Here is a 23,103-nt window from a genome sequence, read left to right as displayed (position 1 = left end):
CGAAGCGATGTGCGGGCAACTCGTACGGCGGAAGGCGCTACGCTTTTCCGCCCTACATAACTTGGTGGGTCAGTGCCGGCTGTGTCAAAATGGCCGGTCATGACTCATTTCATCCCCAAAAACCATGCCTGAAGTCAGCCTGATCTCGGCGTTGCTGGTTGGCCTGCTCGGCGGCACCCACTGCGTCGGCATGTGCGGCGGCATCGTCGGCGCATTAAGCCTGCAAATGCCGGCCAATGTCCCGCAATGGCGTTTCCATCTGGCCTACAACCTGGGCCGTATCGTCAGCTACGGCGCGGCGGGTGTGCTGGTGGGCGCTGCCGGGGCGAGCAGCATGATGCTGAGCGACATGTTGCCGGTCAAGCAGGCCCTGTACCTGATTGCAAACCTGCTGCTGGTTTTCCTGGGCCTTTATCTGGCCGGTCTTTCCCATGCCATAGTGCAGCTTGAGCGCCTCGGCGGCGTCATCTGGCAGCGCCTGCAGCCTTACTCGAAAAAGCTGCTGCCGGTGCGTTCGGTACCACAGGCTTTCGCCCTGGGAGCACTGTGGGGCTGGGTGCCTTGCGGCCTGGTCTACAGCGTGCTGGTGGCCGCGATGGCCAGCGGCAGCGCCGCCAGTGGTGGCATGATCATGATCGCCTTCGGTCTCGGCACCCTGCCCAACCTGCTGGCGATGGGCTACTTCGCCCGACAACTCAAAGGCTTCATGCAGCACAAAGGGGTCCGCCTCGCCGCCGGGCTTCTGGTGGCGGGCTTCGGTGTACTGGGTCTGTACCGGCTGGCGATGCTGTAGCCCAGATGTGTTCGTTTTTCGATGAAAGTCTTTTCACCGCAGAGGACGCGGAGAAAACCCAGTAATGCTTCACCTCTACGGGTAAAGCATTTAGCCCCTACGCCTTCTCGAAACGATATACCGCTAAATTCCCCAGCAGATTTGGTAGCAAGCTTACATCGTCGCCATCGCACATGACATGGCGCTCAAGAATGCGCACCCCCTGATCGCGGCAGAACGCCTCGAAATCGACAAAGGTGCAAAGATGAATATTGGGCGTGTCGTACCATTGGTAGGGCAAATCCTTCGACACCGGCATTCGCCCGCCGATGATCTGGATACGCCGCCGCCAGTAGCCGAAATTGGGTATGGTGACGATGCCCTGCCGACCGACGCGCAGGATTTCCTTCACCACCAGTTCGATGTTGCGCATCGCCTGCAGGGTCTGCGACAGAATGACGAAATCAAACGACTGCGGCTCGAATCCGGACAACCCCGCCTCCAGGTCCATCTGGATCACGTTGACGTTTTTTTCAACGCAGGCGAGGATGTTGGCGTCGGCAATCTCGATGCCGTAGCCGTGCGCGTTGCGGGCCTCCTTGAGGTATTTCAGCAGAGTGCCATCGCCACAGCCCAGATCAAGCACCTTGGCATTCGGCTCCACCCATCGTGCAATGGCGGCGAAATCGGCTCTTGCGATCATATCCCCAACCCTTTGGCCGCGTTGTTCATGTAAGCGCGTACCAGGGCATGGTAGTGCGGGTCGGGCATTAGGAAGGCGTCGTGACCGTGCGCTGCGGTGATTTCCGCGTAGCTGACGCGGCGGTCATTATCCAGCAGCGCCTTGACGATTTCGCGCGAGCGACCCGGCGCAAAACGCCAGTCGCTGGTGAATGAGATCACCAGAAAATCGGCCTGGGCCGGGCTCATCGCCGAGCTCAGGCCGACACGATGATGATGGGTAGGATCGAAATAGTCGAGCGCCTTGGTCATCAGCAGATACGTATTGGCGTCGAAGCTGTCGGCGAACTTGTCGCCCTGGTAGCGCAGGTAGGATTCGACCTCGAACTCCACGCCATAGCCGAACTGGAATACATCATTCTTGAGGATGCGGCCGAATTTCTCACCCATCACGTCGTCCGACAGATAGGTGATGTGACCGAGCATGCGCGCCAGACGCAGGCCGCGCCTGGGCACAACGCCGTAGGCGTAGAAATCACCGCCGTGGAAATCCGGGTCGGTCAGGATAGCCTGACGTGCCACGTCGTTGAAGGCAATGTTCTGCGCGGTCAAGCCTGGCGCCGAAGCGATCACCAGGGCATGGCGCACGCGCTGCGGATGCAGGATGGTCCACGACAGCGCCTGCATCCCGCCCAAGCTGCCGCCCATCACCGCGGCGAAAGATTCAATGCCGAGCCGGTCGGCCAGCCGCGCCTGGGTTTCCACCCAATCCTCTACCGTCACGAACGGGAATGCCTTGCCGTAAGGCTTGCCGGTTTTCGGATCAGGGCTGGAGGGACCGGTCGAACCGTGGCAACCACCCAGGTTGTTGAGGCCGATAACGAAAAAACGCTCGGTATCCACCGGTTTGCCAGGGCCGATCATATTGTCCCACCAGCCCGGCCGCTTCTCCTGCTCGGAATGGTAGCCGGCAACGTGATGGTGACCGGACAGGGCGTGGCAAACCAGGATGGCGTTGGATTTGTCCGCGTTCAGCGTGCCGTAGGTTTCATAAACCAGATCGTAACTGTCCAGCGTCGCACCGCTTTTCAGGATAATCGGCGTATCGAAGTGGGCGGTCTGTGGCGTTACGATGCCGACGGAGTTGGTTTGCGTGTGCATGGCGGAAATTATAGCGTGATTTCGGGCGCTCAGGCGTTCAGGCGCGCCAGCAACTGATGCAGCTTCTCCGGCTCCTGCGCCTTGAGCATTTTCTGCGCCACGGCGGTGATGTGAGGCAGGTCGGACTTGAGGATCTGCTGCTTGACCGTGAGCACGTGAGCCGGGTGCATGGAAAACTGGCGCAACCCCAACCCGAGCAGCAGGCGGGTGAAGCTGGGATCACCCGCCATTTCGCCGCATACTGAAACCGGAATGCCGGCCTTGTTGGCGGCGGCAATGGTCATGGCGACCAACTGCAGCACTGCCGGGTGAAGGGGATCGTAGAGGTGCGCCACGGTATCGTCGGTACGGTCGATCGCCAGAGTGTACTGGATCAGGTCGTTGGTGCCGATCGACAGAAAATCGAGTTGCTTGGCGAATGCCTGCACCGCAAGCGCCGCCGCCGGGATTTCTATCATGCCGCCGACCAGGATGTGGGTATCGAAGGGCACCCCTTCCGCTGCCAGCTCCTGCTTGGCGTGGCCGATCAGGTGCATGGTCTGGCGCAACTCGGACAGGCTGCACAGCATCGGGATCAGTAAGTGAATCCGGCCATAGTGCGAGGCACGCAGGATCGCCCGCAACTGGGTATGGAACATCTGCGGCTCGGACAGGCACAGTCGGATGGCGCGCAGACCCAGGGCGGGATTGTCGCCGCTGCGGTCGGCGAACCTGAGCTGCTTGTCCGCACCCAGGTCCAGGGTGCGGATGGTCACCGGCAGCCCCTTCATGTCCTGCGCCACCTTGCGGTAGGCGGCAAATTGCTCCTCCTCATCGGGCAAATCGTCGCGGTTGAGGAACAGGAATTCACTGCGGAACAGGCCGATGCCGGTGGCGCCGGAGGCCTTTACCTGCGGGATATCCTGCGGCAATTCAATATTAGCGTGCAGTTCCACCGCGGTACCGTCCAGGGTTGTGGCGACAGTGGACTTGAGACGCTTGAGCTTTTGCTTCTCGATCTCCCACTGGCTCTGGCGCAGCTTGTATTCGGCCAGAATCTGCTTGTCCGGGTTGACGATCACCACGCCCTGCTGGCCATCCACGATCAACAGCTCGTTTTCGCGGATCAGTTGGCGGGCATGGTGCAGCGCCACGATCGAGGGAATATTCAGACTACGGGCAACAATCGCGGTGTGCGAAGTCGCTCCACCGACATCGGTGATGAATGCGGCGAAAGACTGCTGCTTGAACAGCATCATGTCGGCGGGGGAAAGATCGTGCGCCACCAAGATCCGGCTCACATCGGTGCTTGACGGTTGGCTGACCGAACCAGGATGGCCGAGCAGTTCCTTGAGCACGCGCTCTACCACCTGCACCACGTCGGCCTTGCGTTCACGCAGGTAGTCGTCCTCGATTTGCTCGAACTGCGAGAGCAGGGCGTCCATCTGCTGCTTCAGCGCCCATTCCGCGTTGATACGCTGGTTCTGGATCAGGCCGATCGGCGCCTTGGATAGCGTGCCGTCCGCCAGAATCAGCAAATGCAGGTCAAGAAAAGCGTCGAATTCCGCCGGGGAACCAGCGGGTATATTCACCCGTAGCGCCTCCAGTTCGAGGCGGGTGGCGGTTATCGCCGCCTCGAAACGAGCGATCTCATTCGGCACTTGCTCCAATGACAGGGCGTAAAGAGGAACCTCAAGAACGGCATGGGAGATTAAATGAGCATAGCCGATGGCGATACCGCCAGACACTCCGACGCCATGCATGGCAAAACTCATTGCGCCTCGCTCCTGCTAACGACTGACGACCGATGGCTGACGACCATTTTCATCATTCCCCCTCGCCGAAACGATCGGCGATCAAGGCCGCCAGAGCCTGCATCGCCGCATCTTCGTCGGCACCGTCGATCTCGAGATGGATCGTGCTGCCCTTGTTCGCCGCCAGCATCATCACGCCCATGATGCTCTTAGCGTTAACCCGGCGCTCGTTACGCGTAATCCAGATTTCGCTTTTGAACTGCCCTGCCATCTGGGTCAGCTTAGCGGAGGCGCGCGCGTGCAGGCCGAGCTTGTTAACGATCGCTATGTCTTGCTGTAACATCTCAGCATTCCTTGGTAACGTGAACCACACCATCGCGGCCGCCGGAAAGCGCCTTCTCCGCCACCGCTTCCAGCGGGTCGTTACGATAAGTAATCGCCCGCACCAGCATCGGCAGATTGACCCCGGCTACGCACTCCACTTGGCCATGCTCGACCAGACGGCAGGCGATATTGCTCGGCGTGGCGCCATACATGTCGGTAAGAACCAGCACCCCGCTGCCATCGTCAAGCCCCTCGATAATTTCCCGCACCTGAGGCAACAGCCGACCTGGGTCGTCCTGGACCGCCACCCCAAACTCTTGCAACCGCGGCTGGGGTCCGCCGAATACATGGCTGGCACAGTGAATCAAGCTGTCGCCCAAAGTGCCATGCGCGATAATTAGAATGCCGATCATTGAGAGTCCCTGGTTCCTGACAAACACAAAACTGCCATTTTACCGCAAAGACGATCCGCTGAATCAGGGAACTTCATGAAAGACCAGCCCCTTTTCCTGAAACTCCAGACGTTTATTCATCGCCGCTGTCAGATAGATTTCGCCGCGTCCATCGATCAACATGGCGCTCTCCACTCCCATGCCTTTCGCCGCCGTGCGCCAGCCCTTCACGCCGGCGATAAAAGCTGGCTTGGAAGCAACATCGGACAATGTGCCAGCATGGCTTCCCTTGGGAATCAGCACGGTAACCGCCTGCACGCCCTGCGCCGGGTAGCCGGTGCGCGGATCGATGATGTGACAGTAGCGTTTGCCGTCGAACTCGAAGTAACGCTGGTAATCTCCCGAAGTGCCAATTGCTTCGCCGTCGTGAAGCTCCAGCGAAGCAATGGCTCCCGCCTTGCGCGGATGTTGCACGCCGACGCGCCAGGGCTGACCACCGCGGCTGCCAATCGCGATGATATTGCCGCCGACGTTGATCAGCGCGCCTTTCACCCCTTGGGCACGCAGATATTCAGCCGCCAGATCGAGTGCATAGCCCTTTGCGTAGCCGCCAAGGTCGAGTTGGACCGCCGGGTTCTTGCTGTAGAACAGTATCCCTTCGAACACGATATCGGTCATGCGCGGATTGGCCTGGACCAGCGCCTTGATTTCCCTGGGGTCGGGCTGTTGTGGCATGAATTCATCACCCTGGAACCCCCAGAGTTTAATCAGCTTGCCGATGGCGGGGTTGAACAAGCCGCCCGACATTTCCGAAAGGCGCGCGGCATCCTGGATAATCGGAACCAGGCCGGGCACAACCGCCGCTTTCGACGGGCTTTGCGCAAACACCGCATTCATCCGCGACAGCGCACTTGGCTCCCAGGCATGCAGGGTGCGATGCAAATAATCGAAGTCCGCCAGCACCTTGCCCGCCAGCTCCCTGGCACGCGCCGGTTCCTCGCCTGCAATCGTCACCTCCACCATCGTGCCGAAGACGAAGCTCTGTTCGTGGTAGACAGGGACTTCCTTGGCGCAGCCTGCCAGAATTACAAGCGCGGAAAAAACAAGGGCGGTTTTGAACCGCGGAGGCACGGAAGCGCGGAGAAAACCCTTTGTTAAAACCCCTCTGCGCCTCCGTGCCTCCGCGCTAAAAAAATTCAAGCGCATTTCCTCTCCAACGCATCCACAAACATACCCGCCACGTCGAAGCCGGTCTGGCTTGCGATTTCCTGCATCCCGGTCGGGCTGGTGACATTGATCTCGGTAAGCCAGTCACCGATCACATCGAGGCCGACCAGGAACAGCCCGGCTTCCTTGAGTTTCGGCCCCAGTACGGCTGCAATTTCCTTGTCCCGGTCAGAAAGCGGCTGGGCCACGCCTTTGCCACCGACAGCGAGATTGCCACGGGTCTCGCCTTCTTTCGGGATGCGCGCCAGTGCATAAGGCACCGGCTCGCCGTCGATCAGCAGAATGCGCTTGTCGCCCAGGGAAATCTCCGGGATGTAACGCTGCGCCATCACCGTTCTGGCTCCCAACTGCGTCATGGTTTCGATGATCACGTTCAGATTGGGGTCGTTGCGCTGAATGCGGAACACCGAGCTGCCCCCCATCCCGTCCAGCGGCTTGAGGATGATGTCGCCGTGCTGTTTGATGAACTCGTGTATCAGCGCTTCCTGCCTGGTGACCAGCGTGGGCGGCATGAATTCGGGGAATTTTGCGGTGGAAAGCTTTTCGTTGAAGTCACGAATCGCTGCCGGGTGGTTGAAAATCCGCGCACCCTGCTCCTCCGCCAGCTCCAGCAAATAGGTGCTGTAGATGTATTCCATGTCGAAGGGCGGGTCCTTGCGCATCAGCGTGACGTCGAAGTCGGAAAGTGCGCGCCAGACCGGCGCTTCCAGCGTGTACCAGCGCAGTTCGTCATCCACCAGATCAAGCTTGCGTATGAAGCCGCTTACCGCGCTATCACGCAATACCATCTCATGCTGCTCCATGACGTAGAGTTCGTGGCCTCGGGCATGCGCCGCGCGCATCACGGCATAGGTCGAATCCTTGTAGGTTTTAATGGATTCCAGCGGGTCGAGGACAATCGCCAGCTTCATGGCGCCAGGCTTTCCAATTCCATCGCGGCGGCCAGCAGCGCCAGACGGGCCACCACCCCGTAGGCGTAGAAGCGGTTGGGCTCGGCATCAGGGGCAGCGGCACAGTCCGGCAGGGTGAGCGCGGTCTCGAAGGCCAGCGGCTCAAAGCGCATTCCCGGCGCATTCAGGTTTTCATCCTTGCCGCGGCTAGTGTGGACACGGTAGAAACCGCCCACCACGAAATGATCCATCATGTACACCACCGGCTCGGCCACCGCTTCAGCGATGCTCTCGAAAGTGTATACGCCTTCCTGGATGATGACGTCGGAAACCGCCATCCCCTCTTTGCCCACGGCCATCTTGTTGCGCTGCTTGCGGTTCAGGTCGCGCACCTCGGAGGCGTCCTTCACCGTCATGATGCCCATCCCGTAAGTGCCCGCATCGGCCTTGACGATGACGAAGGGCTCTTCGTTCACGCCGTATTCCTGGTATTTTTCGCGGATATCCTTGAGCAGATCATCAACATGGGCGGCCAGGCATTCCTCGCCGCGCCGCTCCTGGAAATTGATCTCGCCGCAGGTGGCGAACATCGGGTTGATCAGCCAGGGGTCGATATGCAGCATGTGCGCGAACTCTTCGGCGACCCGGTCATATTTGCCGAAATGGTCGGATTTCCGCCGCGTTGACCAACCGGCATGAAGCGGCGGAATCACCGGCTGATCGAGGTCTTTCAGAATGTCGGGAATTCCCGCCGAAAGGTCGTTGTTGAGCAAAATCGCGCAGGGATCGAAGCCATCCAGTTTCAAACGGTCGCCCTCACGCTTCAACGGCTCCAGCGTCAGGATCGAGCCATCCGGCAAATCGAGTGTGGTGGCCGCGGTGATTTCCGGCAGCAGGCTGCCGATGCGCACCTGCAAACCGGCATGCCGCAGTATGGAGGCGAGCGCCGCCACGTTCTGCAGGTAATAGGTATTACGGGTGTGATTTTCCGGGATCAGCAGAAATCGCTGCGCCACAGGACAAACCTTCTCCACGGCCGACATCGTCGCCTGCACGCAGAGCGGCGTAAAGTCACGATTCAGGTTGTTAAATCCGCCGGGGAACAGATTGGTATCCACCGGGGCGAGCTTGAAGCCGCTGTTGCGCAAATCCACCGAGGCATAGAACGGCGCGGCGTGATCCTGCCATTGGGTGCGGAACCAGTGTTCGATCTGTGGCTGTGCATCCAGGATGTGCTGCTCCAGGGTGAGCAGGGGGCCGGTGAGCGCGGTAGTTAAATGGGGAACCATGACTGTCCATGAAAAGTTCGGGGGTGATTGTGATTGTAGCGGATAAGGCCGGACTCGTCAGGACTCCGGTAGGAGAACCGGCTCCGACGTGAGAAAGGGCTGCCGTGTTGCTCTCCGTTTGGTATAATACTTGGTTTTTACAGCACAATTCAGGACAGCTCCACATTGATTTCCACTTTCAACATCACCATGCAATTCGGGGCAAAGCCCCTGTTTGAAAACGTTTCGGTCAAATTCGGCGACGGCAACCGCTATGGCCTGATCGGCGCCAACGGCTGCGGCAAGTCGACCTTCATGAAAATTCTCGGCGGCGATCTGGAACCCTCTGCGGGCAACGTCTCGATCGACCCCGGCGAACGCCTCGGCAAGCTGAGCCAGGATCAGTTTGCCTACGAGGACAGCGTGGTGCTCGACGTGGTGATGATGGGCAACACCGAACTGTGGCAAGTGAAGCTGGAAAAAGACACGATCTACGCCAATCCGGAAGCCACCGAGGATGACTACATGCGAGCCGCCGAACTGGAAATCCAGTTCGGCGAACTGGACGGCTACACTGCCGAATCGCGCGCCGGCGAACTGCTGATCGGCGTCGGCATTCCGGTCGAGATGCACACTGGCCCGATGAAGGAAGTCGCCCCCGGCTTCAAGCTGCGAGTGCTGCTGGCGCAGGCGCTGTTTTCCGATCCCGACATCCTGTTGCTGGATGAGCCCACCAACAACCTCGACATCAACACCATCCGCTGGCTGGAAGACATGATCAACGCGCGCGCCAGCACCATGGTCATCATCTCCCATGACCGGCACTTCCTCAACAGCGTGTGCACCCACATGGCCGACCTGGATTTCGGTGAGATTCGTATTTATCCCGGCAACTACGACGAGTACATGATCGCCTCGACGCAAGCGCGCCAGCGGATGCTTTCCGACAACGCCAAGAAAAAGGAAATGGTGGTCGAATTGCAGGCCTTCGTCGCCCGTTTTTCCGCCAATGCATCCAAGGCGCGCCAGGCGACCAGTCGCGCCAGGCAGGTCGATAAGCTCAAGTCGGGCATGGTCGAAGTCAAGCCCTCCAGCCGGCAGAACCCCTACATCCGCTTCGAAACCGACGACCGGGAAAAGCTCCATCGCCAGGCGGTGGAACTACTGGATGTCGCCAAAGGCTACGACAAGGTGCTATTCCACGGCCTCAACCTGCTTCTCGACGCTGGTCAGCGCCTCGCCATCATCGGCCCAAACGGCGCCGGCAAATCCACCCTGCTGAAAACGCTGGTGGGCGAGATCGAGCCCGACCAAGGCAACGTCAAGTGGCCGGATAAGGCCAAGATTGGCTACTTCGCGCAGGATCATCACTCCGACTTCGAGGATGACATGACCCTGTTCGAATGGATGGAGCGCTGGGGGCGCAAAAGTGACGACGACCAGATCATCCGTGCCACTCTCGGCCGGCTGCTGTTTACCGGCGACGACTCGAAGAAATCGGTCAAAGTGCTGTCCGGTGGCGAAAAGGGCCGCATGCTCTACGGCAAGCTGATCCTGGAACGGCCCAACGTGCTGGTGATGGACGAGCCGACCAACCACATGGACATGGAGTCGATCGAGTCCCTCAACCTCGCGCTGGAGCAGTACAAGGGCACGCTGATCTTCGTCAGCCACGACCGCCAGCTCATCTCGTCGCTCGCCACCCAGGTGCTGGAACTCGACGGCAACGGCGGCTTCAAGCATTTTGCCGGCGATTACGAAGAATACCTGCACAGCCAGGGCATCGAGGCATAAAATCAGCCCCTCCTAGGAATCCATAGGGATTCCGCTATTCCTTAATACTTACTCGGCCAGCAGGGGCGTGACCAACTCCTCCAGCCGGACATAATGGACCTGCCCGCTGATTTTCTTGCGAATTCGGCCCTGTTTGTCGATCAGAAAAGAAGTCGGCAGCCGGCTCACACCGCCAAAAGCAACGGCATGCCGGGCTTCTGCCATCGCCACAGGAAAATGGTAACCTTCCTTCGCCATGAACTGGTGCACCGGTTCCGGCACGTCATCCTGGCTCAGGGCCAGAATTTCGAAGCCCTGAGCCCGGTAATCGCGATAAAAACGCTCCATGTCGGCCATTTCGTGGCGGCAATAGGGACACCAGGTAGCCCAGAAGTTGACCAGCACCACCTTGCCGCGCAGCTGTTCCAGGCTGGTTTGCCTACCGTCCAGCAACGTCACCTTCACCTCCGGGACCGCGCGGTTTTCGTCCGACACCCACGCCGGCGGACGGAACCAGACGTAGACTATCAGCCCGAGCAGCACCAGCGTCAGCCAGTCCGGCCGGTATTTTTTGACCCGCACCCACATGTTGCCTGCTTTCACCCTCGCTCCCGATACGTTATAGTTGCCCCGGATTTTAACATTGGAACCTGACATGCTCTGGGTCAAAGCTTTTCACATCATCGCCGTGGTGACCTGGTTCGCCGCGCTGTTCTACCTGCCGAGACTGTTCGTCTATCACGCCATGAGCGATGACGCCGTCAGCATCGCGCGTTTCAAGGTAATGGAGCGCAAGCTTTACCGCGGCATCATGACGCCCAGCGCGATGGTGGCGGTCTCCCTCGGCTTATGGCTGTGGCTCGGCTTTGGTTTTTCGGGCGGCTGGCTTTACGTCAAGCTGGCGTTGGTGACGGTGCTGCTGATTTACCACGTGTATTGCGGCAAACTGCTCCGGGATTTCCGTGATGACCGCAACCGTCATGGCCATGTTTTTTATCGCTGGTTCAACGAATTCCCGGTGCTGATTCTGATAGCCGTGGTGATCCTGGTCGTCGTCAAACCATTCTGATTCCGTTGCGGTACACGCCCTCGATCCGCTCGCGATACTTGTCATACACCGCGTTGCGCTTGACTTTGAGGGTGGGCGTCAGCAGACCCTCCGCCAGCGTCCAGGACTCCTGCAAGGCGATCGCCCGGCGCACCCGCACCCAGCGGGAAAAAGACTTGAGTCGGGCATTGGCGTGTTTGACCAAAGTTCTTTCATCGCTTTCCTGGGTCACGGCCAGCAGCACGAGATAGGCGCGCCCTTCACCCACCAGCATCACCTGCTCGAACAGGGGATCGTCGAGTAACGCCATTTCCGCATCCTGAGGTGACACTTTCTCGCCGTTGGATAGCACCATAATATCCTTGGTGCGGCCCTTGATGATGATCTTGCCCGCCTGGATTTCTGCCAGATCGCCGGTATTCAGCCAACCTTCCATGTCCAGCACTTGCGCGGTGGCCTGCGTATCATGCCAGTAGCCCAGCATCACGGAGGGGCCGCGCACCAGCAGCTCGCCGGCCTCGTTGACCCTGATCGCCAAACCCGGCAAGGGTGCGCCGACCGTAACCGGGTCGTTGTCATGCTCGCGGTTGCCGGCCACTATCGGCGATGCTTCGGTCAGGCCATAACCCTGGATCATGCTTAGCCCAAGGCCAATGAATGATCGCGCCACACGCAACTCCAGCGGCGCGCCGCCCACCACCGCCAAGCGCAGGCGCCCGCCGAGCCTGTTTAGCACCGGGCCGGCAACCAGGGGTTGCAGCAACCGGAAAATCGCCAATTCCACCTTGCTGGCGCGGCGCTCGAATTTGCGCCAGCCCAGCGCCACAGTGAGTGAAAACAACGCGCGTTTGAGCGGTGAGGCGGCCAACGCCTGCTCGATCCGCGCAAGGAAGCGCTGGAACACCCGCGGCACGGCTATCATCACTGTCGGTTTGAGAAATGCCAGATCCTCGGCCAGCTGATTGATGGAACGGGCGTAGGCAACCGGCACTCCGGCCTTGAGCGGTACGTAATAGCCGCAGGTGCGCTCGAACATGTGGGAAAGCGGCAGCACCGAAATCAACAGATCGCCCGGATGCAGGCTGACCACTTCCAGCGCCGCCGCCACGTTGCTGAAAATGTTACGATGGGACAGCATCACGCCCTTGGGACGTCCGGTGGTGCCGGAAGTGTAAACGAGGGTGGCGAGCGTATTTTCGTCCAGCTCGAGCGCCTCGAACGAGCCGCCATTTTTGGGCAGCCAGCCGCTGGCAGAGATGGCTGGGGCGGGCGCGTCCCCCTGCAGACAGACGATGACGGGAAGGGAGGGAGTCGCTTGGGCCAAGGCGCCGAACAGGCGGGTATTTTCCAGCACCAGCAGGCGCGCGCCGGAATCGTTCAAGCACCAGGCCAGGTTTTCCGGGTTATCGTCCGCATACAACGGCACCACTACCAGACCCAAGCCCAGTGCTGCCTGATCGATCGCCACCCAGTCGACGCCATTCTTCAGGCACAGCGCCACACGGTCGCCCGGTTCATAACCCGCGGCGCGGAAGGCCTGCTGCCAGCGAGCCGCCAGGGCCAAGACATCCTGAGCGGAAAAGTCGCACCAGACATCGTCGATGCACTGGCGGTAGAGGATTTTTTCCGGGGTGGCCCGATGCTGCTCGAGCAAGCTGGCGAGATTGGCCATAGGTTCCGCCAAAAAACAATTTAGCCGCAGAGGACGCGGAGGAATTCAAATGCTTAGAATATAGTACATCACCCGTTGGGTAACTTGCTATAACTCGGCTATCACTGATTTTGCGAGTTGTGCGAACAGGTTCTGGCGGGTATGCGAAGCAACCCGCAAAGTCGCCCTCCCGCCTCCCCTGTTTTCTCTGCGACCTCCGCGTCCTCCGCGGTGAAATGCCATTTCTGGGTTAAACCGTTTACCGGCTGGTGGCTAAACGATATCCAGATGCTCGAGTCCGCTCATCAGGTCGGCATCCTTGGTAGCCTTGCCGTGGAGCTTGATCTTGAGACGCAGATCGTTGACCGAATCGGCGTTTCTGAGCGCATCCTCATAGTTGATCAGATCGGCCTCGTAGAGCTTGAACAACGCCTGATCGAAAGTGATCATGCCGAGTTCGTTGGACCTGGCCATGAGCTCCTTGATCTCGTGTACCTCGCCCTTGAAGATCAGATCGGCAATCAGCGGCGAGTTGAGCATGACCTCGACCGCCGCCACCCGTCCCTTGCCGCCAACCTTGGGGATGAGGCGCTGTGACACGAACGCCTTGAGATTGAGGGACAGGTCCATCAGCAGCTGCTGACGCCGCTCCTCGGGAAAGAAGTTGATGATCCGGTCGAGCGCCTGGTTGGCGCTGTTGGCATGCAGAGTGGACATGCACAAGTGACCGGTTTCGGCGAAGGCGATGGCATATTCCATGGTTTCCCGGTCGCGTATTTCGCCGATCAGGATCACGTCCGGCGCCTGGCGCAGGGTATTTTTCAGCGCTGCTTGCCAAGAATCGGTATCCACGCCGACCTCGCGCTGGGTCAGGATGCAGTTGAGGTGCGGATGCACGTATTCGACCGGGTCCTCGATGGTGATGATGTGGCCGTAGCTGTTCTGGTTACGGTAGCCGATCATCGCCGCCAGGGAGGTGGATTTACCCGAACCGGTGCCGCCGACGAAAACCACCAGGCCGCGCTTGGTCATCGCCACGTCCTTGAGCACGCCAGGCAACCCCAGATCCTCGAAATTGGGAATCTCGGTGGTGATGGTGCGCAGCACCATGCCGATCCGCCCCTGCTGGATAAAGGCGCTGACCCGGAAGCGCCCGATGTCCGCCGGACTGATGGCGAAATTGCACTCCTTGCTCGACTCGAACTCGGATGACTGCTTGTCGTTCATGATCGCGCGCGCGAGTTCCTTGGTGTGCTGCGGCGTCAGCTTCTGATTGGATACCGGCGTCATCTTGCCGTCCACCTTGATGGCAGGTGGGAAGTCGGCGGTGATAAACAGATCCGAGGCCTTCTTCGACAGCATCAACCGCAACAGGTCATGCATGAATTTGACTGCTTGATCGCGTTCCATAATGCGTTTCCTTAGCCTGAAAAGGTGTCTTTGTTTGAGGCCTTGGTGCGTGCCTCAGCCGAGGACACGACGTTGCGTTTGACCAGTTCGGTCAGATTCTGGTCCAGCGTCTGCATGCCGATATTCCCGCCGGTCTGAATCGCCGAATACATCTGGGCGATCTTGGCCTCACGGATCAGGTTGCGGATCGCGGGCGTACCAATCATGATTTCGTGCGCCGCCACCCGCCCGGTGCCGTCCTTGGTCTTGAGCAGGGTCTGTGAAATTACTGCGCGCAGGGATTCCGACAGCATCGAGCGCACCATATCCTTTTCCGCGGCCGGGAACACGTCCACGATCCGGTCGATAGTCTTGGCGGCGGAACTGGTGTGCAGGGTACCGAACACCAGGTGGCCGGTTTCCGCTGCGGTCAGTGCCAGGCGGATGGTTTCCAGATCACGCAGCTCGCCCACCAGAATCACGTCCGGATCTTCACGCAAGGCTGAACGCAGCGCATTGTTGAAAGACAGGGTATGCGGCCCGACCTCGCGCTGGTTGATCAGGCACTTTTTGCTCTCATGAACGAATTCAATCGGATCTTCCACTGTCAGGATATGGCCGAAATCCTTTTCATTGATGTGATTGACCATCGCTGCCAGGGTAGTGGACTTACCCGAGCCGGTCGGTCCGGTCACCAGCACGATACCGCGCGGCTGCTCGGATATTTCCTTGAAAATCTCCGGGCATTTCAGCTCTTCCAGGCTCAACACTTTCGATGGAATTGTACGAAACACCGCAGCGGCGCCGCGGTTCTGGACGAAGGCGTTGACGCGGAAGCGAGCCAGGTTGGGAATCTCGAAGGAGAAGTCGACTTCCAGATTTTCCTCGTAGAATTTGCGCTGACCATCATTCATGATGTCGTACACCATGCCGTGAACATCCTTGTGCTCCAGCACCGGCACGTTGATGCGGCGTACGTCGCCATGCACCCGGATCATCGGCGGCAGACCGGATGACAGGTGCAGGTCGGAGGCCTTGTTTTTTACCGAAAAGGCAAGCAAATCCGAGATTTCCATTATAATTTCCCTTATGCACAAACGCGTCCCACCATTATGACAACTATCGCAAACTCATTGCAAGCAGTGCGGCAGCGCATCGCACAGGCCGCCACAGCGGCTGGACGGCCGGCTGCGGACATCCAGCTGCTGGCGGTCAGCAAAACCTTTCTCGCTGCAGCGGTGCGCCAGGCCTATACGGCCGGACAGCGCGCCTTCGGCGAAAGCTACGTACAGGAAGCAGTAGAGAAAGTCGAAGCGCTCAACGATTTGCCGCTGAAGTGGCATTTCATCGGCCCGATCCAGAGTAACAAGACCCGTCCGATCGCCGAAAGTTTTGCCTGGGTGCACAGTCTGGATCGGGCCAGGATCGCCGACCGGCTTTCCGCAGGTCGGCCATCCAACCTGCCCGACCTGCAGGTGTGCCTACAGGTCAACGTCAGCGGAGAACCCAGCAAAAGCGGCGTTGCGCCGGAAGATTTGGCGGCCTTGGCACGCCACGTACTGGCCCTGCCGCGCCTGAAATTGCGCGGGCTGATGACGATCCCCGAACCGACCGACGACCCCGTGGATCAGCGTCGGGCCTTCGCCCGCCTGCGCCAGCTACTGGAGCAGATCAATGCCGAAGGCTTTCAGCTCGACACTTTGTCGATGGGCATGTCGGACGATCTTGAAGCTGCAATTGCCGAGGGCGCGACTATCGTGCGGGTGGGTTCGGCGATCTTCGGCGCAAGAGAATACAACAAGGAATAATTCATGCACATCACCTTCATCGGCGGCGGCAACATGGCCGGAGCGCTCATCACCGGTCTGCTGCAAAAAGGCTTCGATCCGACAAGCATCGGCGTGGTGGAAATTTCCGCGGAAAGCCGAGCCCAGTTGAGTGAGAAATTCGGCATCGCTACCCACGAGGCAATCAGCGCAGCCGCCGTTGCCACCGACATCATCGTACTGGCAGTGAAGCCGCAGCAACTCCATGGCGTTGCCGCGCAACTACATGGGCTGATCGACGGCAAACTGGTCATTTCCATCGCCGCCGGGGTGCGCAGCGCCGATCTCTCCCTGTGGCTGGGCGGCCATGGCGTGATCGTCCGCGCCATGCCGAATACGCCTGCGATGGTGCTGGCGGGGGTCACTGGCCTCTACGCTCTGCCCGGGGTACCCGAATACCAGCGCCAGCAGGCCGAAATCATACTCGGTGCGGTGGGCACGACACTGTGGCTGGAGAAGGAAGAGCAAATGGACGCCGTCACCGCCATTTCCGGTAGCGGTCCGGCCTACGTGTTCCTCTTCATCGAAGCATTGCAGACAGCCGCTGTGGAACTGGGCCTCAGCCCGGATGATGCACGCATCCTCAGCCTGGAAACCTTCCTCGGTGCCGCAAAACTCGCCAGCCAGAGCAGCGAGGATGCCGCCACCCTGCGTGCGCGCGTCACTTCCAAGGGTGGCACCACAGAACGTGCCATTCTTGCGATGGAGGCTGCCGGGATCAAGCAAACCATCATCCAGGCCACGCAGGCCGCCTGCCAGCGCTCGCGCGAGCTAGGGGACGAACTGGGCAAAATGGGTGCCGGGGGGATAATCTGACCATGCTAAACCAAGCCCTGCAGTTCCTTATCGAAACCCTCCTCGGCCTGTTTGTGCTGGCCGTGCTGCTGCGCTTCTACCTGCAATGGGCACGGGCACCATTCCGCAACCCGGTCTCGCAGTTCATCGCGGCGCTCACCGATTTTGCAGTGAAACCGCTGCGCAGATTCATTCCCGGGCTGTTCGGACTGGATCTGGCCTCCTTGTTCTTGGCCTGGCTGGTGGAATACGTCATACTGCTCGCCCTGTTTTGGCTGGGCGGCCTGTTCCTGCTGAAGGCCGGACCTTCCGTTTTTCTTGCTATCGCATTCCTGGCAGTGATCAAGCTGTTGAAGATCAGCATTTACATCCTGCTCGGGGCGGTCCTCATCCAGGCGATCCTGTCCTGGACCAACCCGCACACACCCCTGGCACCGGTGCTAAGTCGGCTGACCGACCCGTTCCTCCTGCCACTGCGCAGGGTTGTCCCGCTTTTGGCCAATGTCGATCTTTCTCCGCTGGTGCTGTTCATCATCTGCGAACTTCTACTGATGGTGCCTTTAGCGTGGCTGGAAAGCCTCGCCATGCAACTTGCCTGACATGGCTGACTGGTATCAACTCAGGGAAGACCGTCTCACCCTCACCGTGCACGTGCAGCCCGGAGCCAAGCGTACCGAAGTGATCGGACTGCACGGCGATGCATTGAAAATCAGGGTCGCTGCCGCCGCCGTGGAAGGGCAGGCCAATACCAGGCTACTGGATTTTTTGCGCAAGGCATTCAAGGTTCCGGCCAGCCGGATTAGCCTGAAGCACGGCGAACATGCGCGCCGCAAAGTGGTGGAAATCCTGGGTTCGCCCCTTGCGCCGGAAATATTGCTGCCCGGAATGGACACGCCATGACAGACACCTTGCTGCCGCACAATGAGCTGGCGACGATGCTGGAAACCTGGCTGGCCTTGCCGGGTACACCCGAGTTGCTCGACCCGCAGTTGCAGCTGCGTGCCCATGAACTGCTGGACACCCTGAAAGCCACGCCGCCGGATACCAACGTTTTCTCCCAAATCAGCTTGGTTACGGAGGCGGGCAGCGCAGCCGTGCAGCGTCGACACGGCGAACTGCTGCACGAACAAGACACATTGAGCAGCCTGATCAGCCAAAACCGCGAGGTCGCTGATCGACTGGAGCAAAGCCTGCAGGCAGACCAGTACCAGAGCCAGGAAGCATGGCAAAGCTTCAACATCGCGCGCAAACTTATTGCGCGGCAGGGAGGCATACTTCTCAACCTCCTCGACAGCGAACACGTCGAACAACTGGTGGCAAAAAACCTGAAGGAAATTCTGCGTAGCTCCACTACAGGCGCGCTTACCCAGGCAATGCTTTCCCTGATCAGCGAGGCGTCCACCTTGCTTGAAGGTTTTGAGCGCCAGAATCGCCAAGTCATGAGCATGGTCGAAGCCGTATACGCCCGATTCAATCAACTGCCTGGCTTTACGCTTGCCTCACCCCAACTTTCCGCCCTGGAAAATTACCGTCAGGGCCTGGAGCAACTCGGCGAAAAAACCTCAGAATTCTGCCGCCGCCCGATCAATCTGATGACAGACAAGACCAGCCTGGCAAAGAAATTTGGCATGGAAGTGGTGGCGCCTCTGCGCGGTCTGTTCACGCAACTGAAGGCAGAAACCGACTGGCGGCTGAGTGAACTATCCGTCCCCGTCCAGGACCAGATCCAGGCACAAAAAATCGCGCTGGAGAAACGCGAGGAAAACATCAACATGATCCGTGACCAGATCTCCATCCTGGATACACGAAAAGAAGAAACGGAAGCCGCGCTCGACAGACTACAGATACAGGAAGCAGCGATAGCTCGGATACTGGCGCTCACGCAAACATTCTCATTTGCGAAACCAGCCTGATCGTCCTATACTGACTAGACTGACTAGTCCTAATAGGAAGGCGTCATGCAAGCCTGGCAACTGCAAGAAGCTAAAGCCCGCCTGAGCGAGGTGATTCAGAAAGCGATAAACGAAGGGCCACAGGACATTTCTCTGCGGGGCCGCCCGGCGGCAGTGGTTCTTTCTCATGCCGATTACGCGATGCTAAACCGGCCCAAGCCCTCCTTCACCGCCTTTCTGCGCGAATCTCCCCTGCATGGCGTAGAGCTCGAACTGGAGCGGGACACCACCCCTACTCGCCTGGCTGGGCTGTGAGCTACCTCATCGACACCAGCGTCGTTACAGAACTCGGCCGGACCAAGCCCGATCCACGGGTGGTGGAATGGTTTAATGCCATACCGGATTCCGCCCTATACTTGAGCACCTTGACTCTGGGGGAGTTGCGCAAAAGGGTGGAAAAATTGCCGGATGCAAGCCGCCGTGAAAAACTGCGGTTGTGGCTGGAAAACGACTTGCCCGCCTGGTTCGGCGATCATCTGTTATCCGTGGACGCCACCGTCGCCGACCGGTGGGGCCGCCTGCTGGCCGAAACAGCTCACCCCCTTCCCGCTGTCGATAGCCTGCTGGCGGCCACCGCCCTGTATCACGACTTGCGGATAGTCACGCGCAACGGCAAGGATTTTGAGATTCCGGGGTTGGTGGTAGTAAATCCATGGAAGGGTTAGCTGAGGGTGATATACGTTGATTGCCCCTAACCATTCTTCGCGAGGCTTTTTTGTGCGCTACGCATGAATATTACTTGCCGGGGGCAGCCCGGCAGCTGGCTCCTTGTTTTGCTTAGAAACTGCAGTTGCTTCTACACTTCGATCTGCTCAGACCAGATCAAAGCATTCACATGCGCCACGTTAACCGCATCTGCATCAAGGCCGCAATCGGAGGAATAGCGGGCGATGGTATCCTGGTCAAAATTCTCGCAGGCAATGGCCAGCTGTAGATACGGCGCATATATACCCTCGCGCCGGACTAGGGCGTCGACGACCGATTTCGGCAGGTTCAGGCGGGTAAGTGCATCCCCCATGGGTATATTGAGCAGGGCATCCAGCAGCGAAAAGATGCCGGCGATAAACAAGCCGCCGAGCTCGGCTGGCCGCAGCCTGGTTTTGCCGAGCGACTCGCAGAAACGACCGCGCACCAGTGCGTTTTTGAGTAGCGAACGGCTGCGTTCATCAGCTTTCCCGCTGGCAAACATCAGCAGGGTAAGCCAACGGTACAACTGGTCGTAACCGATGAGCGTGATGGCATGCCCAATCGACTGGATTTGATGCTGCAGGCCATTTGCCGGGGAATTGATGTAATTCAGCAAGCGGTAGGACAAGGCCGCATCCAGTTTGACCTTTTCTTCCAGTGCGAGGATGTCAGCACGGTTAATGACCAGATTGAGCAGTTCCATCACGCGCATCCGATTGCTGTCGATGCGGTGAGGTGCGGCGGGCTGCAAGCGGGTAAAGTAGTAACCTTGGAACAGGCTGAATGAGAGCTTGCAGTAAGCCTCGAATGCTTCTTCCGTTTCTACTTGAGTGGCAATCAGAGTGGGCCCATGCATTTTAAGCAGTGCGACAGCCTGTTCACTCAGTTGCAACGCATCGTATTGACGTGTGTTGATCCTGACGTAACGACAAAGTTCTAGCAGCGGATTCAACTCAGGGCGGTATTCGAAATCTTCCAGTGCAATCTGGATGCCACGGGCAGTGAGTTCGCGACATCGCTCAACCAGTTCTTCAATATCAGCTTTTTCAGGGCAAATAGCGACGACGATATTTTTTGCCGGCAGCTCATTCACCAGGGGGTTGTCCAGCATGGCAGGGGACAGACTGATGAAGGTCAGCTTGGTGCCCAGCGCTTTCTGGAAAGCGAGGTCGATGACGCCGATCACCAGCATTTCATGCTGTGTCTGTTGTCGTGCGCCTTCAGTTAGTTCTTCCGGGGACAACACACCGCTTCTTATCTTCAGCTCGTATCCAACAATCCGGGATGAATCGTCCAGGATCGGCTGGCGGCCGAGAAAGCGCTGTAACGTGGCTTTTGCAGCTGCACGGGTCTCGTGGCCCGGGTTGTCCAGAAAGGTTTCGATTCCGGCGGGGAGAGGGGTGACCGTTTTATCGCGGCCGCCGGTGATAAGTCTGAGATATTTCTCTAGCATGTGGGCTCTTCGCGTAACAACCTGCAACAGAGCGCTAGCATGCAATAACCCGCATGCTTTGTAAATGTTCGCGGGAAACGTGTTGCCACGGCCAAATCAGGCCGCTTGCTGGAGACGTTCCATCATGTCGCTGACTGCACGGTCGATCAATGCTTCGTCGTTGATGATTTGCGCCTGCCCGCTGCGGAATTTCTCCGCGAGATTGGAAGGCGTTATTGAAAGCGCTCTTGAGCCAAGACGGTTGGTAAACAGGTACAGTCCCTTGAGCGGGCTCACCCACGCCAGCTTGCTGCGCGAGGTGGTGCCATCCGCCTGGAGGAATTCGATCCAGGTACCACGCTTGAGTTTTGCCACTAACGCTCCAGAGTCGTCTTTATGAAGTTCATTTGCCTGCCACGGCACATCACTGATTGGTACTTCCTCCAGATCAAGGTCGGCTGGAACATGTTCCGCAGAAATCTGCTGAATAAGAGCGATATCCGGTGCAGGGGCTTCCGGCGAGGGGGTGATTTCTTCGAAATCTGCCGGCGCTTCGACCACGGCATCCGTCTCTTCCGCAAGATTGTCTATGTCCGAGTCTTGCCATGCTTCTTCATCTTCAGCGTGCAGGCCGGATTTCACTGCATCCGCATGACAGCGGATGAGCTTGGCGAAGAATTGGTCGCGTTCGTCACCTGTCACGTCAATGGCGGCCATGCCCTGCTGTAAGCGTTTCAGCAGATTCGGCAGCAGACCAACCAGCCTTTTACGGTCATCCGGCACTTCCTTGGCGGCCACGCTCCATATCAGTTGATCCATTGTTTCCAGCGCTTCGTTCCATGCCTGGCTGTCTTCGCCGGATTTCTGATAGGTTAAGCTGAGCACGGACTCCCACTGGTGGGACAGGAATTCACGAATAAGCTGCGGCAGCTTGCGCGATTCGATGCGACGTTTGACTTCGTCGTGCGCCATGATCCTGGCGATCTCTTCCTGCTCACGGGTCTGCACTACCTGGGCACTGCGCCCAGTCAGTTCGTCAGCACGCTCTTTCTCCGCTGCAAGATAGCTTTCCAGTTCTTCCTGCATATCGGCGAATACACCGACCTTATCTTCAAACTCGTTCAGGATGCGCTGTACCAGATGATCCACCTTCTTGTACAAGCCTCCCTGATGACCTTCTTCCTCATTCCAGCCAATCGCAGCATCTGCCAGCGTATCGAGGAACTTGCGGGCTGGATGCATTTTTTTTGAGAAAAACGTTTTATCCAGCATGGCCACTTTAAGAACCGGTATTTGCAGCCTGCCGATTAACGCCTTCATGGCATCCGGGATATTGCGGTCATCCAGAATATAGTCGAACAGCATGGCGACAATATCCAGCGTCATGGCGTCGACGTGCCCCATGACGCTGGCCATGCCGCTTGATTTTATTTCACGTAGAACATTCGTACGCCCATTAGCCAACAGTGCAGGGTCGAGTATGACACCCTCACCCAATACTCCTTCAAACTGACCCTGTTGCAACTTGGTCAGCGTGCTCATTACTCCTGCGCTTTGTACGGCTGCGCCGCCCGAAGCCATTGCGCCTCCAATAGCTCCAGGCTGACCGGCTTGCTGTGGCAAGCCCATTCCCGCCATACCCGAATTGCCAAGCGAGACAAGCTGTTGCAAGGTTGCAAATAAATCCGGCCCATTCGCCGTTGGCTCGGCACCAGTTGCACCAGCTGCGTTGAATTCAGGCTGGCGGGCAGCAGAACCGCCGTGTTTCTTCATGCCAACCCGAATTTTGGGCAGCACGCCCTTATCCACCAAATGCTGGTTGATGTCCTGGTACATATTTTTGATCTGATCCGGCATGTACTTGTTGAACATCATGACCAGCAGCAGCTTGACCTTCACGCTGCTGTCCAGCTCCTTGAGCGCTTCCATGAAGCCTGAACCGATTGCTTCCGGGCCAATCGGGTTGTCGGCGGAATCCAACTCATGCACATGCAACAGCGTGCCCAGACTGTTGATTTGCGTTTAAAACTGACCCACTAACCATAGAGATTTGCATGGAATTTTGACCCACGTTTATACACTGACCTACTCGGGAACGAGTG

The 23,103-nt window shown here is 58.6% G+C and carries 24 protein-coding genes; 10 read left to right on the top strand and 14 right to left on the bottom strand.

Features of this window, described 5'->3' with window-relative positions:
* The first annotated feature begins 124 nt into the window (after positions 1 to 124).
* Entirely contained in the window at positions 125 to 793 is a 669-nt protein-coding gene (locus SCT_RS11160) for a sulfite exporter TauE/SafE family protein (protein WP_059423007.1), read from the top strand.
* A 97-nt stretch (positions 794 to 890) separates the two neighbouring features.
* Here SCT_RS11160 and metW read toward each other — a convergent pair whose 3' ends face one another.
* From metW to gshA, 8 genes are all read right to left on the bottom strand, one after another.
* A complete protein-coding gene (gene metW / locus SCT_RS11155) occupies positions 891 to 1,475 on the bottom strand; it encodes a methionine biosynthesis protein MetW (protein ID WP_059423004.1) in 585 nt (194 codons plus the stop codon).
* On the bottom strand, positions 1,472 to 2,614 hold the full coding sequence (locus tag SCT_RS11150; RefSeq protein WP_059423002.1) for a homoserine O-acetyltransferase: 1,143 nt from the start codon (positions 2,612 to 2,614) through the stop codon (positions 1,472 to 1,474). Before SCT_RS11150 ends, metW begins: the two co-directional genes overlap by 4 nt.
* A 29-nt stretch (positions 2,615 to 2,643) precedes the next feature.
* The gene (gene ptsP, locus SCT_RS11145; protein WP_059422999.1) at positions 2,644 to 4,368 is read right to left on the bottom strand and encodes a phosphoenolpyruvate--protein phosphotransferase; all 1,725 of its coding nucleotides are present in this window, start codon (positions 4,366 to 4,368) and stop codon (positions 2,644 to 2,646) included.
* A gap of 52 nt (positions 4,369 to 4,420) precedes the next feature.
* The gene (locus SCT_RS11140) at positions 4,421 to 4,690 is read right to left on the bottom strand and encodes an HPr family phosphocarrier protein (protein WP_009207122.1); all 270 of its coding nucleotides are present in this window, start codon (positions 4,688 to 4,690) and stop codon (positions 4,421 to 4,423) included.
* 1 nt (position 4,691) lies between these two features.
* Positions 4,692 to 5,084, bottom strand: coding sequence for a PTS sugar transporter subunit IIA (locus SCT_RS11135; RefSeq protein ID WP_059422997.1), 393 nt, complete (start codon positions 5,082 to 5,084; stop codon positions 4,692 to 4,694).
* A gap of 63 nt (positions 5,085 to 5,147) precedes the next feature.
* Positions 5,148 to 6,194: an FAD:protein FMN transferase gene (locus SCT_RS11130; protein WP_059423260.1), complete on the bottom strand. Its 1,047-nt coding sequence runs from the start codon at positions 6,192 to 6,194 to the stop codon at positions 5,148 to 5,150.
* Positions 6,195 to 6,259: 65 nt separating this feature from the next.
* A complete protein-coding gene (gene gshB / locus SCT_RS11125; RefSeq protein ID WP_059422995.1) occupies positions 6,260 to 7,201 on the bottom strand; it encodes a glutathione synthase in 942 nt (313 codons plus the stop codon).
* Positions 7,198 to 8,469 carry a glutamate--cysteine ligase gene (gshA, locus tag SCT_RS11120; RefSeq protein ID WP_059422994.1) on the bottom strand — a complete coding sequence of 424 codons (1,272 nt, stop codon included), beginning with the start codon at positions 8,467 to 8,469 and terminating at the stop codon, positions 7,198 to 7,200. The genes gshB and gshA overlap by 4 nt, the downstream gene beginning before the upstream one ends.
* Before the next feature lie 165 nt (positions 8,470 to 8,634).
* On the opposite strand from gshA, the gene SCT_RS11115 reads away from it, so the two are divergent.
* Positions 8,635 to 10,242, top strand: coding sequence for an ABC-F family ATPase (locus SCT_RS11115; protein ID WP_059422991.1), 1,608 nt, complete (start codon positions 8,635 to 8,637; stop codon positions 10,240 to 10,242).
* Between the two features lie 48 nt (positions 10,243 to 10,290).
* Here the strand turns inward: SCT_RS11115 and SCT_RS11110 are convergent, their stop codons facing one another.
* Positions 10,291 to 10,824, bottom strand: a complete 534-nt coding sequence (locus SCT_RS11110) for a TlpA disulfide reductase family protein (protein WP_237759669.1) — start codon at positions 10,822 to 10,824, stop codon at positions 10,291 to 10,293.
* 52 nt (positions 10,825 to 10,876) lie between these two features.
* On the opposite strand from SCT_RS11110, the gene hemJ reads away from it, so the two are divergent.
* Positions 10,877 to 11,290, top strand: a complete 414-nt coding sequence (gene hemJ, locus SCT_RS11105; RefSeq protein ID WP_059422989.1) for a protoporphyrinogen oxidase HemJ — start codon at positions 10,877 to 10,879, stop codon at positions 11,288 to 11,290.
* Here the strand turns inward: hemJ and SCT_RS11100 are convergent.
* From SCT_RS11100 to SCT_RS11090, 3 genes are all read right to left on the bottom strand, one after another.
* Entirely contained in the window at positions 11,277 to 12,941 is a 1,665-nt protein-coding gene (locus SCT_RS11100; RefSeq protein ID WP_059422988.1) for a long-chain fatty acid--CoA ligase, read from the bottom strand. The genes hemJ and SCT_RS11100 overlap by 14 nt on opposite strands.
* Before the next feature lie 252 nt (positions 12,942 to 13,193).
* Positions 13,194 to 14,330, bottom strand: a complete 1,137-nt coding sequence (locus SCT_RS11095; protein WP_059422984.1) for a PilT/PilU family type 4a pilus ATPase — start codon at positions 14,328 to 14,330, stop codon at positions 13,194 to 13,196.
* Between the two features lie 11 nt (positions 14,331 to 14,341).
* A complete protein-coding gene (locus SCT_RS11090) occupies positions 14,342 to 15,385 on the bottom strand; it encodes a type IV pilus twitching motility protein PilT (RefSeq protein WP_059422982.1) in 1,044 nt (347 codons plus the stop codon).
* A 36-nt stretch (positions 15,386 to 15,421) separates the two neighbouring features.
* On the opposite strand from SCT_RS11090, the gene SCT_RS11085 reads away from it, so the two are divergent.
* The 7 genes from SCT_RS11085 to SCT_RS11055 are packed head-to-tail and all read left to right on the top strand — an operon-like array spanning position 15,422 to position 19,547.
* Positions 15,422 to 16,117, top strand: coding sequence for a YggS family pyridoxal phosphate-dependent enzyme (locus SCT_RS11085; protein WP_059422980.1), 696 nt, complete (start codon positions 15,422 to 15,424; stop codon positions 16,115 to 16,117).
* A 3-nt stretch (positions 16,118 to 16,120) separates the two neighbouring features.
* Entirely contained in the window at positions 16,121 to 16,951 is an 831-nt protein-coding gene (proC, locus tag SCT_RS11080; protein WP_059422978.1) for a pyrroline-5-carboxylate reductase, read from the top strand.
* A 2-nt stretch (positions 16,952 to 16,953) separates the two neighbouring features.
* Positions 16,954 to 17,529: a YggT family protein gene (locus tag SCT_RS11075; protein WP_059422974.1), complete on the top strand. Its 576-nt coding sequence runs from the start codon at positions 16,954 to 16,956 to the stop codon at positions 17,527 to 17,529.
* Between the two features lies 1 nt (position 17,530).
* Complete coding sequence (locus SCT_RS11070; RefSeq protein ID WP_059422973.1) at positions 17,531 to 17,830, top strand: DUF167 domain-containing protein; 300 nt, start codon at positions 17,531 to 17,533, stop codon at positions 17,828 to 17,830.
* Entirely contained in the window at positions 17,827 to 18,843 is a 1,017-nt protein-coding gene (locus SCT_RS11065; protein ID WP_059422971.1) for a hypothetical protein, read from the top strand. The genes SCT_RS11070 and SCT_RS11065 overlap by 4 nt, the downstream gene beginning before the upstream one ends.
* Positions 18,844 to 18,888: 45 nt before the next feature.
* Positions 18,889 to 19,137, top strand: coding sequence for a type II toxin-antitoxin system prevent-host-death family antitoxin (locus SCT_RS11060; protein WP_059422969.1), 249 nt, complete (start codon positions 18,889 to 18,891; stop codon positions 19,135 to 19,137).
* Positions 19,134 to 19,547 (top strand): type II toxin-antitoxin system VapC family toxin, encoded by a 414-nt coding sequence (locus tag SCT_RS11055; RefSeq protein ID WP_059422967.1) that lies wholly within the window; start codon positions 19,134 to 19,136, stop codon positions 19,545 to 19,547. The genes SCT_RS11060 and SCT_RS11055 overlap by 4 nt, the downstream gene beginning before the upstream one ends.
* Before the next feature lie 131 nt (positions 19,548 to 19,678).
* Here SCT_RS11055 and SCT_RS11050 read toward each other — a convergent pair whose 3' ends face one another.
* Both SCT_RS11050 and SCT_RS11045 read right to left on the bottom strand, forming a co-directional pair.
* Positions 19,679 to 21,022 carry an EAL and HDOD domain-containing protein gene (locus SCT_RS11050; protein ID WP_059422965.1) on the bottom strand — a complete coding sequence of 448 codons (1,344 nt, stop codon included), beginning with the start codon at positions 21,020 to 21,022 and terminating at the stop codon, positions 19,679 to 19,681.
* Positions 21,023 to 21,118: 96 nt separating this feature from the next.
* Complete coding sequence (locus SCT_RS11045) at positions 21,119 to 22,996, bottom strand: DUF1631 domain-containing protein (protein ID WP_059422963.1); 1,878 nt, start codon at positions 22,994 to 22,996, stop codon at positions 21,119 to 21,121.
* Between the last annotated feature and the right edge of the window lie 107 nt (positions 22,997 to 23,103).

This window comes from Sulfuricella sp. T08, from assembly GCF_000971475.1.
Lineage (GTDB): Bacteria > Pseudomonadota > Gammaproteobacteria > Burkholderiales > Sulfuricellaceae > Sulfuricella.
This window is presented reverse-complemented; position numbering and strand designations above follow the sequence as displayed.